Origin of the sequence: Corynebacterium suicordis DSM 45110, assembly GCF_015351405.1 — a bacterium.
In the GTDB taxonomy this organism is placed as follows: domain Bacteria; phylum Actinomycetota; class Actinomycetes; order Mycobacteriales; family Mycobacteriaceae; genus Corynebacterium; species Corynebacterium suicordis.
Window position 1 is genome coordinate 1 of record NZ_JADKMY010000003.1, and the last position, 12,736, is coordinate 12,736.

At 59.9% G+C, this 12,736-nt stretch carries 12 protein-coding genes and 5 tRNA genes; 4 read left to right on the top strand and 13 right to left on the bottom strand.

The window, feature by feature from the left end; translation table 11 throughout:
• Positions 1–158 precede the first annotated feature (158 nt).
• The 4 genes from murA to IRY30_RS08425 all read right to left on the bottom strand — a co-directional run bounded on the left by murA (position 159) and on the right by IRY30_RS08425 (position 4,027).
• On the bottom strand, positions 159–1,424 hold the full coding sequence (murA, locus tag IRY30_RS08410) for a UDP-N-acetylglucosamine 1-carboxyvinyltransferase (protein ID WP_194556998.1): 1,266 nt from the start codon (positions 1,422–1,424) through the stop codon (positions 159–161).
• Positions 1,425–1,555: 131 nt separating this feature from the next.
• Positions 1,556–2,404 (bottom strand): acetate metabolism transcriptional regulator RamA, encoded by an 849-nt coding sequence (ramA, locus tag IRY30_RS08415; protein WP_194556999.1) that lies wholly within the window; start codon positions 2,402–2,404, stop codon positions 1,556–1,558.
• Positions 2,405–2,672: 268 nt separating this feature from the next.
• The gene (locus IRY30_RS08420) at positions 2,673–3,257 is read right to left on the bottom strand and encodes a DUF2505 family protein (RefSeq protein WP_194557000.1); all 585 of its coding nucleotides are present in this window, start codon (positions 3,255–3,257) and stop codon (positions 2,673–2,675) included.
• On the bottom strand, positions 3,242–4,027 hold the full coding sequence (locus tag IRY30_RS08425; RefSeq protein ID WP_194557001.1) for an enoyl-CoA hydratase-related protein: 786 nt from the start codon (positions 4,025–4,027) through the stop codon (positions 3,242–3,244). The genes IRY30_RS08420 and IRY30_RS08425 overlap by 16 nt, the downstream gene beginning before the upstream one ends.
• Positions 4,028–4,192: 165 nt before the next feature.
• On the opposite strand from IRY30_RS08425, the gene cysK reads away from it, so the two are divergent.
• A complete protein-coding gene (gene cysK, locus IRY30_RS08430; protein WP_194557002.1) occupies positions 4,193–5,128 on the top strand; it encodes a cysteine synthase A in 936 nt (311 codons plus the stop codon).
• 114 nt (positions 5,129–5,242) lie between these two features.
• Positions 5,243–5,827, top strand: coding sequence for a serine O-acetyltransferase EpsC (gene epsC / locus IRY30_RS08435; RefSeq protein WP_194557003.1), 585 nt, complete (start codon positions 5,243–5,245; stop codon positions 5,825–5,827).
• A 122-nt stretch (positions 5,828–5,949) separates the two neighbouring features.
• On the opposite strand, the gene IRY30_RS08440 is transcribed toward epsC, so the two are convergent.
• From IRY30_RS08440 to IRY30_RS08470, 7 genes are all read right to left on the bottom strand, one after another.
• Positions 5,950–6,228 carry a GNAT family N-acetyltransferase gene (locus IRY30_RS08440; protein ID WP_194557004.1) on the bottom strand — a complete coding sequence of 93 codons (279 nt, stop codon included), beginning with the start codon at positions 6,226–6,228 and terminating at the stop codon, positions 5,950–5,952.
• A gap of 220 nt (positions 6,229–6,448) precedes the next feature.
• Positions 6,449–6,521, bottom strand: a tRNA-Phe gene (locus IRY30_RS08445).
• A gap of 30 nt (positions 6,522–6,551) precedes the next feature.
• Positions 6,552–6,625, bottom strand: a tRNA-Asp gene (locus IRY30_RS08450).
• Between the two features lie 173 nt (positions 6,626–6,798).
• Positions 6,799–6,875, bottom strand: a tRNA-Asp gene (locus tag IRY30_RS08455).
• 1 nt (position 6,876) lies between these two features.
• Positions 6,877–6,949 (bottom strand) — tRNA-Glu (locus IRY30_RS08460).
• Positions 6,950–7,089: 140 nt separating this feature from the next.
• Positions 7,090–7,162 (bottom strand) — tRNA-Lys (locus IRY30_RS08465).
• Between the two features lie 110 nt (positions 7,163–7,272).
• Entirely contained in the window at positions 7,273–8,775 is a 1,503-nt protein-coding gene (locus IRY30_RS08470) for an acetyl-CoA hydrolase/transferase family protein (protein WP_194557005.1), read from the bottom strand.
• Positions 8,776–9,018: 243 nt separating this feature from the next.
• Between IRY30_RS08470 and dusB the strand changes: the two genes are divergently transcribed.
• Positions 9,019–10,200: a tRNA dihydrouridine synthase DusB gene (dusB, locus tag IRY30_RS08475; RefSeq protein WP_374708528.1), complete on the top strand. Its 1,182-nt coding sequence runs from the start codon at positions 9,019–9,021 to the stop codon at positions 10,198–10,200.
• A gap of 86 nt (positions 10,201–10,286) precedes the next feature.
• Positions 10,287–11,021, top strand: a complete 735-nt coding sequence (gene phoU, locus IRY30_RS08480; RefSeq protein ID WP_194557006.1) for a phosphate signaling complex protein PhoU — start codon at positions 10,287–10,289, stop codon at positions 11,019–11,021.
• 112 nt (positions 11,022–11,133) lie between these two features.
• Here the strand turns inward: phoU and IRY30_RS08485 are convergent, their stop codons facing one another.
• Both IRY30_RS08485 and pstB read right to left on the bottom strand, forming a co-directional pair.
• Complete coding sequence (locus tag IRY30_RS08485; protein WP_194557007.1) at positions 11,134–11,664, bottom strand: gluconokinase; 531 nt, start codon at positions 11,662–11,664, stop codon at positions 11,134–11,136.
• Positions 11,665–11,959: 295 nt separating this feature from the next.
• A complete protein-coding gene (pstB, locus tag IRY30_RS08490) occupies positions 11,960–12,736 on the bottom strand; it encodes a phosphate ABC transporter ATP-binding protein PstB (RefSeq protein WP_194557008.1) in 777 nt (258 codons plus the stop codon).

Here is a 12,736-nt window from a genome sequence, read left to right on the forward strand (position 1 = left end):
ACAAAGGAATTTAGTGGGAAAGTGAGAAGATTCTCTGCTTGTCAGGGCCTGTTGTCCTGCCAACCACTGACCTGCAGTGGCGGTGTCGGTCGCGCTGACTTGAATTAATCTACACACCACCCTGAACAAACACAACCCCGCAGGTCAGAGGCAAAAACTTAAGCCTCGTTGCCCACTTTACGCTCCACGGTGGCGCCCAGGGCATTCAATTGCGCTTCAAAACCTGGGTATCCGCGATCCACGTGATAGATATCGTGCACTTCTGTCACGCCATCCGCGATCAATCCGGCAAGCACCAGTCCCGCGCCTGCCCGAATATCGGAGCTCCACACAGGAGCGGAAGAGAGTTGCCGGCCTCCGCGGATCACCACGTGGTGCCCGTCGATGGTGGCGTCGACTCCCAAACGCATCATCTCGTCCACGAACCTAAAGCGCGATTCAAAAATGTTTTCCGTGATCACGGACATTCCCTCGCTGGCGGCACACAGCGCGATGGCCAGCGGCTGCAGGTCTGTGGGGAATCCGGGGAAAGGCAGGGTCTGGTAGTCCACCGCCGTTGGCGCGGTATTTTGAATCACCCGGAAGCCGGTGGGGTATGTCTCCACCTGCGCCCCGGCCATCTTCAGCTTTCCGAGCACCAGGTGCAGGTGGGCGGGGTCTATGCCTCCCACGGTGATGTCTCCCCGGGTGATCGCCGCGGCGTAGGCCCAGGTGCCGGCCACGATGCGGTCACCGACCACCTCGTGGGTCACCGGAGCCAGCCGCTCCACTCCGTGCACAGTGATGGTGCTGCTTCCGGATCCCTCCACCTGCGCTCCCATTTCATTGAGGAAGTTGCACAGGTCCACGATCTCCGGTTCGCGCGCTGCATTGTCCAGCACTGTGATGCCCTCGGCCAGCACGGCCGCGGTCAGGATATTTTCGGTCGCGCCCACGGAGGGGAAATCCAGCTTGATGTTTGCTCCGCGCAGGTGCTCCACCTCGGCGACCACGCAGCCGTGTTCAATTCGGGTGGTGGCGCCCAGCTTTTCCAGTCCGCTTTGGTGCATGTCCAAGGGGCGGGATCCGATGGCATCACCGCCGGGCAGGGCCACCCGGGCTTTGTGCCGACGGGCGGTGAGCGGTCCCAGCACTGCAACGGAAGCGCGGAATTGACGAACCGCGTCGAAGTCCGCGTTGTATTCCACAACTTCCGGGGTGGTGATGTGTACGGTGTCGCCGTCCAGCTCCACCTCGCAGCCCAGGCCACGGAGGACTTCTCCCATGTAGCTGACATCCGCGATGTCTGGACAGTTGGTCAGCGTGGTAGTTCCGGGGGCCAGAAGAGCCGCAGACATCAGCTTCAGCACGCTGTTTTTCGCGCCGGCAACTTTGACTGCGCCCTGTAGGCGCGCCCCGCCATGTACTAGGAAGCTATCTTTCACATCCCCCACCCTAATCAGAAAGTAGCGCTGGTTTCAGGTCAACCCGCGCCAGCTGGGAGGAGTTGGCGTCGGGAAGAAAATCGGAAAGAAAAAAGACCCGGGAAATCTCCCGGGTACTCAACTAAATGTGATCAGGGCAGGGCGCCGATGCGGCGGGCGGCGTTCACGGCCTCGTAACGAGTGTGCGCGCCCAACTTGCGCATCACGGAGCGCAGGTAGCTCTTCACGGTTTCTGCACCGATGCCCATTTCGCTGGCGGCCTCCACATTGGTGTGGCCGAGCGCCACGCAGGCCAGAACGTCCAGCTCACGGGTGGAAAGCTTGGTGGTTTGCTTCACGCGAACGGGGGAAACCATCTGGTCGCAGAGGACTTCGAGGTCGCGGCGGAGGGCTTCATCGTTCACGCGGTTGGCCAGCATGCGCAGCTTGGAGTGGGTGGCGCGAACCTGCTCCCACTCGGCGCCGGACATGGATCGCACCTGCTTGACCCCGTTGGTGGCCCCCCGGCCATTTTCCGCGCGGCGCATGGCTTCATTGATGGCCAGTTCCTGTTCCAGGGTGCGGGCGGTCATGGTGACCTCTTCCAGCACCTTATCCCCCATGCGGGCCCGGGAATGCACACCGGCGTACATCACACCCTTGACCTCACGATTCACGATCACCGGCACGGCAACGATGCTGTGCATCCCCTCATCGTGAATCTGTCGGTCATATTCGTGAGTAATGGACTTGGCTCGCGTGTAATCCGAAACCCCCACTGGCCGGCGGGTGGTCACCACGCGCCCGCCCACGCCAGCGCCGGCGTTGATTTCCAAATTCTGCAGCGCGGGAGTGCGCAGCCCCACCCACTTGATGATCTTGAGCTTCCCCTCCGGAAGACAAGCACCGTACATCGTCGCGGGAATACCAGTGGCATTCTTCAAAGAATTCAGCGCTGTCAAGATCGCTTCTTCGTCATCACGATGGCGCTGCTGCTCCACGGACTCACTCCCTTTACAGGTTTTCTCGGATGAACCGAGAACATATCTCAGGCCCTCCAGCCACTGGATCGGGCGCGCAATCACTCTCAATTACTCGCCCGATCCAGCACGGCTACCCACATCGGGGGACACCTTACTGGGGGATGTCATTGTTCTGCTGACACGTCTGAGGTGAGTATAGAACACCCCCCGAACACCCCCAAAACCGGCACGCGATTTTCGCCAGAAAAACCGTGCTCATGGGTGCATTTCCGCAGCGTGAGTGGTCTTATGCTGTGTCCGAATTCACTGGATTCTCCACCAGATACTGCGCCCGTTTCAGACCCTTTTCCACGGTTTGCTCGGAATTTTCCAGCAGGTGCTTGGCCAGCTTCCCACCGATGATGGGAATGCTGGTATCCACCTTCACTTCGGTCTCCACGTCGCTGCCCTGGCCAGTGGAATCCGGGCGGATCTGCATGTCCGTGAACATGGTTCCCATGCCCGCCAGCGGGGTGATGGTGGAAAAGCGGAAGGTCATCCCCTGCCGAGCCTGCTCGATGGGACTCACCGTGGTGGTTTGTTCGATGCGCAGTTCCTTGGGGGCGTTCGTCTCCGTTTTTTCGACGCCACCCTCCTCACCTCCCGCGTTCTCATTAACGGGAACGGCCTGCACCATTTCCACGCGTGCGGCCACGGTCCCATCTTCCCGCACCTCAGAGTTGGCCTGAGCGATGTGCACTTCGCGATCCGAGACCACTCCGTCTGTGGTGAGCAGGTAGCGCTCGGAGGAGAACACCGCGTGCAATTCCTGAACCGGCAGCGGGCTGTGCAGCGTAAACTTCTTCTTCTTTGCCACTAGCTGTTCTTCCATTCTGGCTTGCGCTTCTCCACGAATGCAGCCATGCCCTCTTGCTGGTCATCCGTGGCGAACAGGGCCCAGAAGGTATCGCGTTCCGTGGCCACTCCCTGCGTGAGGGTGGTCTCGTAGGCGGCGTCGACCATCTTGGCCGCAGCTGCGGTGGCCACCTGGGACATGCCTGCTACCTTCTTTGCCACCTTGGCTACTTCCTGCTGGAAGTTCTCAGCGGGAAGGATGCGGGAAACCAGTCCGCTGCGCTCGGCTTCTTCGGCGTCCATCATTCGGCCGGTGAGGATGAGATCCATGGCCTTGTACTTGCCCACCGCGCGGGTAAGGCGCTGGGTGCCGCCCATGCCGGGGATGATTCCCAGCGTGATTTCCGGCTGTCCGAACTGTGCGGTCTCGCTGGCCAGCAGGATGTCTCCCAGCATGGCCACTTCGCAACCGCCGCCCAGTGCGTATCCGGAAACTGCGGTGATCAGCGGGGTATCCAGCTTGGCCAGACGCTCCCAATTTTCAAACATGCGCTCCACGCGGATGGCTGGGTAGGTCTTGGTCTGCATTTCCTTGATATCAGCTCCGGCAGCAAAGGCCTTCTCGCCACCGGTGAGCACGATGGCACCGATGTTGGCATCGGCATCGAACTGCTCGGCTGCCGCGACCACGTCTTCCAACACCTGGCTATTCAAGGCGTTCATGGCCTTGGGGCGATCGATGGTGATGGTGGCTACTGCACCTTCGGTTGCTGTCTTGATGGTTTCGAAGTTGTTCATATGAGCCATTGTCCACATCTGCGGCCAGAATTTCAGAGACATCGCATTGCGCAGGTGAATTGGTGGACGTTTCCTCCTCGAAAGAGGTAGACTCGGCCACGTACCCATATAGACCGAACGGTCTACAACGAATACTCGCTCGATACATTCAGCAGAAGGAGCACTCAGAAGCTCATGGCTAAAATTTACGAAAACCTCACCGACCTCATCGGCAACACCCCCCTGGTCAAGCTGAACAAGCTCACCGAGGGCCTGAACGCCACGGTTATCGCCAAGCTGGAATCCGCCAACCCAGGCAACTCCGTGAAGGACCGCATCGGCGTGGCCATCATCGATGCTGCGGAAAAGGATGGATCCCTCAAGCCAGGCGGCACCATCGTGGAAGCCACCTCCGGTAACACCGGCATCGCCCTGGCTATGGCCGGCGCTGCACGCGGATACAAGGTCATCCTGACCATGCCAGAGACCATGTCCACCGAGCGTCGCGTAATGCTGCGCGCTTTGGGTGCTGAGCTGGTTCTCACCCCAGGCACCGGCGGCATGCAGGGCGCAGTGGACAAGGCCAACGAGATCGTGGAGACCTCCGAAAACGCCATCCTGGCACGTCAGTTCTCCAACCCAGCTAACCCAGAGGTGCACTACAACACCACCGGCCCAGAGGTTCTGCGCGATACCGATGGCAACGTAGACATCTTCGTGGCTGGCGTGGGCACCGGCGGCACCGTCACCGGTGCAGGCCGCTACCTCAAGGAGAACAAGGAAGGCATCGAGATCGTCGGTGTGGAGCCAGCTGATTCCCCACTGATCACCGAGGGACGCTTCGGTCCCCACAAGATCCAGGGCCTGGGCACCAACTTCTTCCCAGAAAACCTGAACCGCGACATCTTGGACCGCACCCACGATGCTCCACTGGATGAGTCCATCCGCGTGGCTCGCGAACTGGCCGTGCAGGAAGGCATCCTGGCCGGTATCTCCTCCGGTGCTGCCGTATGGGCTGCTCTGGAAGAGGCAAAGAAGCCAGAAAACGATGGCAAGACCATCGTGGTTATCGTTCCTGACTTCGGCGAGCGCTATGTCTCCACCGTCCTGTTCGAGGACCTGCGCGACTAATCGCTTTCCCCATCATTGATGGAATAACCATGCGCTGCTTCGCCTTTAACTTAGGTGAGTAGCGCATCTTAATTTTGCTGCGGTAATTCGCTGCAGCCCGAAAGAGGTATTTACGTGAGCATCTGGGGTCTCCTCCGCGAGGATCTAGCAAACGCCCGATCGCATGATCCCGCGGCGCGGGGTGACCTGGAGAATGCGCTCATTTACTCCGGGCTGCACGCCATCTGGGTTCACCGCCTGTCCCACAAGCTGTGGAACAAGGGTCACCGGGGCATCGCACGCCTGCTGAGCCAGATCACGCGCGGTTTCACCGGCGTGGAGATCCACCCCGGAGCCACCATCGGCCGTCGTTTCTTCATCGACCACGGAATGGGCGTGGTGATCGGCGAGACCGCGGAGATCGGCGATGACGTGATGCTCTATCACGGAGTCACCCTGGGCGGCTCTGAGCTGGTTCAGCGCAAGCGTCACCCCACCATTGAGGATGGGGTGATGGTGGGCGCCGGAGCGAAGGTTCTGGGCCCCATCACCATCGGCGCGGGCTCAGCGATTGGCGCCAACGCCGTGGTGACCAAGGACGCTCCCCCGCAGTCCATCGTCACCGGCATCCCGGCCAAGGCTCGCCCCCGCAAGCCGGATCAGAACAAGCCTCTGGTGGATGCCGTGCAGTACATCGACGACATGCAGAACAACATCTAGCTGCCTCTCCCCCAGGCAGCGATAAACCCCAGCCACACTTCAATGAGGTGGCTGGGGTTTGCTCTATCTATCGAGCTACTTGAGCCAAACTACTCAGACCCAATTACCTACAGCTCAATCAATTAGGCCAGCAGGTCCTGGTAGTCAGGGTTCTTCTCCACGAAGCCCTCCACTGCCGAGCACGTGGCCTTGATCTTCTTGCCCTCTTCGCGCGTTGCATCCAGAGCCTGGGAAATCAGTGGCTTGGAGAGTCCCTGGCCGCGGAAGTTGGAGTCCACCACGGTGTGGTTGAAATCGCGCACGGAGCCGTCTGCGGAGTCCTGGAACGCGGCGAATCCGGCTTCTTGCCCATCGACCTCGATGACGAAGCGGTCATCCTTCTTCTTTACATCCTGTGCCATGCTGCTTCACCCTTCTTTTTTGTCGACGCCAACCGCGAGTCAATCAACCCACGGCCCACAGCCTCGGGCTGCGTTTCTCGGCTTAGGGTTCCCCAGTGTAGCCATCAACCCGCACTCCTCGCCGTGACCCGCATACAGAGCTCCGACACAAGGAGTGCAGTTGAATACAGAAAAGCCCCCAGCCTCTGATGAGACTGGGGACTTTCCTAAACCACGGTTGTGGCCAGAGCCGGGATCGAACCGGCGACCTTTCACTTTTCAGGCGAACGCTCTACCGACTGAGCTATCTGGCCTCGATACCACCCTAGCGGATGATAACGATGCGACCCTGACGGGACTTGAACCCGCGACCTCCGCCGTGACAGGGCGGCGCGCTAACCAACTGCGCCACAGGGCCACACACACGTTGCGCCACCGTGATGGCGCGTTTTGTGCACGAAAGAGTACTTTACACAGCCCGTCACAACACCTACAAATCAGCAGGTGGCAGCACTTATCCATCCCATTCAGAATGTGCCGGAAAGACGAAAAAACCGGATGCCGCGCGCTTGCGCTTCATCCGGTTTAATATGGCGACCCTGACGGGACTTGAACCCGCGACCTCCGCCGTGACAGGGCGGCGCGCTAACCAACTGCGCCACAGGGCCGTACTCCCAACGGGATTCGAACCCGTGTTGCCGCCGTGAAAGGGCGGAGTCCTAGGCCCCTAGACGATGGGAGCAATGCTAAACCACGCGCTTATATAAGCCCGCTTTGTTTAGCAGCTCGCTTAGTCTAAACCACCCACCATTAGCACTACAAATCAGCAGCTCACCCTACAGAAAAGCCCCCATCCGAAAGCTTTCGAATGGGGGCGTGTTGTGGGCCCTGTGGGGCTCGAACCCACGACCTGCGGATTAAAAGTCCGTAGCTCTACCAACTGAGCTAAAGGCCCGTCAACGTCTAAGATCCTAGCGCATCACCTGCGGACCTTAACAAACGGTCCCCAGGCAGATGCTGACTAGGATCTCAGTGCTGAAAACAACCGCGAAGGCTGCCCGCGGGTTACTGGCGCTTCATGGTGCCCGTCTCCAGGAAACGGGTGTGGAAGGCGAACGCCTGAGACAGGTCGTGAGGAGTTGCCAGGGCCTTGCCCTTGTTGGCAGCCTCCACGTACTCCTCCAGCAGTGGCTGGTACTCAGGGTTGGCGATCGCGATCATCTTCTTCACGCGGTCACGCGGAGCCAGTCCACGCAGGTCGGCAACACCGCGCTCGGTGATGATGACCATGGCGTCGTGCTCCGTGTGGTCGATATGGGAAGCAAACGGCACGACCGCAGAGATCGCGTCTCCCTTTGCCATCGATGGCGAGATGAAGGAGGAGATCAGCGCGTTGCGGGTGAAGTCGCCCGAGCCACCGATTCCGTTCATCACCTTGGAGCCAGCGATGTGGGTGGAGTTGATGTTGCCGTAGATATCCGCCTCGATCATGCCGTTGGTGGCGATGAGCCCCATGCGGCGAACTACCTCAGGGTGGTTGGAGATCTGCTGTGGGCGCAGGATGATGTGCTTGCGGTAGTGAGCCGCCTGATCGTTCATCTTGTCCGCTGCCTCAGGGGACAGTGCGAAGGAGGTGGAGGAGGCGACTGTCATCTTGCCGGCGTCGATGAGATCCAACATGCCGTCCTGGATGACCTCGGTGTAGGCCTTGATGTTCTCAAACTTGGAATCCAGCAGGCCAGACATCACTGCGTTTGGCACGTTGCCCACGCCGGACTGCATGACGTAGCCGTCATATGCCAGACGGCCAGCCTGAACCTCGCCATCCAGGAAGTCGAGGAAGTGTCCTGCGATCTGCTTGGAGGTCTCATCAGGAGCCTTGAATGGAGAGTTACGGTCCGCGGAGTTGGTCTCCACCACGGCCACAACCTTGTTCAGGTCGATGTCCATGTGCGGCTTACCGATGCGGTCACCCGGCTGGTTGATGGGCACTGGGGTGCGGTTAGGCAGCTTCTGGATGCGGTAGATATCGTGCATACCCTCCAGATCCAAGGACTGCCAGGAGTTCACCTCGAGGATGATCTTGTCTGCATAATCCATGAACTCCACGTTGTTGCCCACGCCGGAGGAAGGGATGAGGTAGCCCTCTTCGGTGATGCGGGTGACCTCGATGACCGCCACGTTGATGGGCAGGAAGCCGTGCTCAATGTACTGCGGAGAGTGGGAAAGGTGGATGTCCTGGTACTTCGCGCGGCCGGTGTTGATGGCCTCGCGCAGCTTGGGGTCACCCATGTAAGGCATGCGGTAGTTGATGGCATCGGCTTCCGCCATCACGCCATCGCAGTCAGGAGCGGTGGAGGCGCCGGTGTAGACGTCGATCTTGTAATCCTCGCCCTTCTCATGCGCTTCCTTTGCACGGTTGGCGATGGCAGTGGGCAGAGCCTTTGGGTAGCCGGCGCCGGTGAAGCCGGACATACCCACGGAGTCACCGTTGTTGATGAACTGAGCTGCCTCATCGGCGCTCATTACCTTGCCCTTAAGCAGCTCGTTGGCGATGCGATCTGACATCTTTCCTCCAAAAACTCGTTGTACGTGATTGTTGAATCTGAGTAGCCTCGCATGTTGCGCGACTCGGCCTTGGCAGATGAATTCATAACTGCATTTCTGCAGGTAAACTGCTTTTACCTTCGTTGTTCACCCTACCTAAATGAAACGCTGCGTGCCCTGTATCGCCCCCAAACGATTGCTTCTCCGCAGCACCTGTAGAACCACTCGCTTGGGTTTCTTCGGGGTCAGTGGGAAAATAGACGGGTGAATTCCCCAGCACTAGCCCCTGAAGCCTCCACTACCCCGGCCCTGCGCATCGGTCCCTTTGACCTCGATAGCCCCGTGGTGCTGGCTCCCATGGCTGGGGTGACTAACGTCGCTTTCCGCACGTTGTGCCGCGAGCAGGAGCGGGAGCGCATGGGTAGCGTGGCCGGGCTCTATGTCTGCGAAATGGTGACAGCGCGTGCCCTGGTGGAGCGCAATGAGAAGACGCTGCACATGACCACCTTCGCCCCGGACGAAAATCCCCGCAGCCTGCAGCTTTACACCACCGATCCGGAGTACACCTACAAGGCTGCGAAGATGATCGTGGACGAAAACCTCGCCGATCACATCGACATGAACTTCGGTTGCCCCGTCCCCAAGGTCACCCGTCGCGGTGGCGGCTCCGCGCTCCCCTACAAGCGCCGGCTGTTCGCCAACATCGTGGCCGCCGCCGTGAAGGCCACCGAGGGCACGGATGTTCCCGTCACCGTGAAGTTCCGCATCGGAATTGACGATGAGCACCACACCCACCTGGACGCCGGACGCATCGCCGCAGAAGAGGGCGCCGCAGCAGTAGCCCTCCACGCCCGCACCGCTTCTCAGCGCTACTCCGGCACCGCGGACTGGTCCGAGATCTCCCGGCTCGTGGAGCACATGGACGGTCGCGTGCCAGTGCTGGGCAACGGCGATATCTTCAAGGCCACCGACGCCCGCGCCATGATGGAGCAAACCGGATGCGATGGCGTGGTTGTGGGCCGCGGTTGCCTGGGCCGCCCGTGGCTCTTCGCCGAGCTCTCCGCCGAACTGCGCGGATTGTCCATCCCCGCAGAGCCCACGTTCGGTGAAGTGGCGCGGATCATCCTGCGCCACGGCGAGCTTCTGGCTCAGCACGACGGCGAGCACAAGGCCTGTCTCGACCTACGCAAGCACATGACCTGGTACCTCCGTGGCTTCCCCGCGGGAGGGGATTTACGACGCCAGCTCGCCCAAACCTCCACCCTCAGCGAACTGCATGAGATTCTCACCCCGCTGTTCTCCGCCACTGATCTAGCCGAGGATGCCGATGGCGCCCGCGGCCGCCAAGGCTCCCCCGGCAAAGTGGTTCTGCCCGAGGGATGGCTGGATGACCCAGAGGATGCCACCGTGCCAGACGGCGCGGAAATTATGCACAGCGGCGGTTAGATACTTCTATTTTTATGGCCTGAACACCACAATTGTAAAAATTGGCATATGGCAAACATATGCAATTAGGTCTAAACTCGTTCCACATGCGCACCGCTTATCGTGAACAACTGAACCGACTCACACATGACCTCCTCATCATGGGTGATCTGGTGCGAAACACAATGGAACTGGCGAGCACTTCCCTGTTGGAAGTCGACCTCGCAAAAGCGGAAAAAGTAGTCAGCAGCATTGACTCCATCGAGGAGCTGCGCGCCAAGTGTGAAGCCGCAGCTTTTGAGCTCCTCGCCTTAGAAGGCCCCGTGGCCAGCGACCTCCGCCAGGTGGTCAGCGGCATTTACATCGTTGAAGAGCTGGCACGGATGGCTGCGCTGAGCGTGCATGTGGCCAAACTGGCCCGCCGCCGCCACCCACAAGCGGCGATCCCGGAAGAGATCAAGCCGTATGTGAAAGAAATGGCGCAGCAGGCGGTCAACACTGCGTCGAAGATCAAAGACGTCCTGGTCACCGCGGATGTGACGCAGGCCATGAAGCTGGCCGAAGATGACGATGCGGTGGATGACATCCACCGTCACCTGTTTATCCTGACCACCCAGCGGGAGTGGAAGTACAGCACGCGGGAAGCAGTGGATCTCACGTTGGTTTCCCGCTACCTGGAGCGCTACTCCGATCACGCGGTGGATATCGCCTCGCGCGTGGTGTACATGGTCACGGGCATGCGGCTTCCTGAGTACCAGGAAGCTGAGCGGACCAAGGAGCAGCAGCGAGCGCTGGAGTCTCAGTTCAATGAGATCTCCCGCCGCTACAGCGATAATTGGTAAGCGCCCGGGCCTTCTAACGGGCTGCCGGGCGCTCGCAATGGGGGCTAGGCGGAGCTAGCAGGATTAGCGAACTCTCTAGCCGAAGTTCGCGCCTGGCCCGAATTCGCGAAGTCTAGCTCTGGTAAGCCTTGGCGGCGAAGTTCGCTGCCGCCATGGAATCTTCCTCCAGCTGCTCTGGGCTGCGAGTGACATCAAGCTGAATCCCCAGCTCATCGGCCTTGAGGGTCTCCAGCATGGTCAGCTGCTTTTCCAGCAGCTCAGGAGGCATGTTTTCCCCGATGCGATTAGCCATCCTGGACTGGAGCATGTCTTCCGTGCCGTAGAGGTGAACGTAGAACACGGTTCCCTTGGCCTGGTTGAGGGTCTCGCGGTGCGCGCCCTTCAAAGCGGTGCAGGCTACCACGGTGGATTCACCCTTCTCGCCGTGCTCGTTCATCCAATCCCGGACGGTGTCCATCCACGCCGCGCGTGCTTCGGCATCCGGGAGCCGGCCATCCTGCAGAGTGGCGAGGTCATCGGCTGGGTGGAGATCATCAGCTTCAAGCAATGGGCGGTTGGTGCGCTCTGCGAGGCGGCGGGCAAGCGTGGTCTTTCCGCTGCCGCTCACTCCCATGACCACGATGTGTAGTGGCTGTCCCGCCATTTTTCGCACTCCTTCCCGCCGCGCACTGTTGCTTTGCTGCAACCAGTTATCTGGCTCCACCATAGCTGTTCACGCGAGCTTTCGGGGGCAATTTCCCCCGGGCAGCTGGGCCCGGTTCTTAAGCAATGGAAAAAGGCGGGCACTGCGCTTGCGCGCGGTGCCCACCTTTTTCTTGCAGCCCCGCTAATTAGGGGCTGTGCACGAATAATCCACTATTCACTGTGCGGGGAAAAGCTGTGATTCTTGCAGTTAGTCCCGCGCCGATCATTGACCGGCGCGGCACCGCACTTCGGATTTATCCGAAGCGACCGGAGATGTAGTCTTCGGTTTCCTTCTTGTCAGGGTTCTCGAAGATCTTGGTGGTTGGGCCCACCTCGATCAGCTGGCCTGGGCGGCCGGTTGCTTCAAGAGAGTAGAAGGCGGTCTGGTCGGACACACGGGATGCCTGCTGCATGTTGTGGGTCACGATGACGATGGTGAAGTCTTCCTTCAGATCGTGGATGAGATCCTCCACGGCCAAGGTGGAAATTGGGTCCAGTGCGGAGCAAGGCTCATCCATGAGCAGCACTTCTGGCTCCACGGCGATTGCGCGAGCGATGCAGAGACGCTGCTGCTGACCACCGGAGAGGCCGCCGCCTGGCTTGTCCAGACGATCCTTAACTTCTTCCCACAGGTTTGCTCCGCGGAGAGCCTTCTCGGCGGTCTCCTTGAGCTTCTTCTTGTTCTTCTCACCGGACAGCTTCAGACCGGCAACCACGTTTTCCTCGATGGACATCGTTGGGAATGGGTTTGCCTTCTGGAACACCATGCCGATGGTGTTACGCACTGCTACGGGATCAACCTTGGAAGCGTAGATGTCTTCGCCGTCGAGCAAGATTTCGCCCTTGACGTAGGCACCTGGGATGACCTCGTGCATGCGGTTCAGGGTGCGCAGCACGGTGGACTTGCCACAGCCGGATGGGCCGATGAAGGCGGTCACTGCCTTTGGTGGGATGTTCAGGTTGACGTTTTGTACGGCGTGGAAATCGCCGTAGTAGATGTTGACATCGTTGAGGTCAAGGCGCTTAGCCAT

Coding starts and splice junctions, on each gene's coding strand:
- IRY30_RS08420 (WP_194557000.1), bottom strand. CDS start 3,257: ATGGAAGAACAGCTAGTGGCAAAGAAGAAGAAGTTTACGCTGCACAGC.
- IRY30_RS08425 (WP_194557001.1), bottom strand. CDS start 4,027: ATGGCTCATATGAACAACTTCGAAACCATCAAGACAGCAACCGAAGGT.
- cysK (WP_194557002.1), top strand. CDS start 4,193: ATGGCTAAAATTTACGAAAACCTCACCGACCTCATCGGCAACACCCCC.
- IRY30_RS08440 (WP_194557004.1), bottom strand. CDS start 6,228: ATGGCACAGGATGTAAAGAAGAAGGATGACCGCTTCGTCATCGAGGTC.
- IRY30_RS08470 (WP_194557005.1), bottom strand. CDS start 8,775: ATGTCAGATCGCATCGCCAACGAGCTGCTTAAGGGCAAGGTAATGAGC.
- phoU (WP_194557006.1), top strand. CDS start 10,287: ATGCGCACCGCTTATCGTGAACAACTGAACCGACTCACACATGACCTC.
- IRY30_RS08485 (WP_194557007.1), bottom strand. CDS start 11,664: ATGGCGGGACAGCCACTACACATCGTGGTCATGGGAGTGAGCGGCAGC.
- pstB (WP_194557008.1), bottom strand. CDS start 12,736: ATGGCTAAGCGCCTTGACCTCAACGATGTCAACATCTACTACGGCGAT.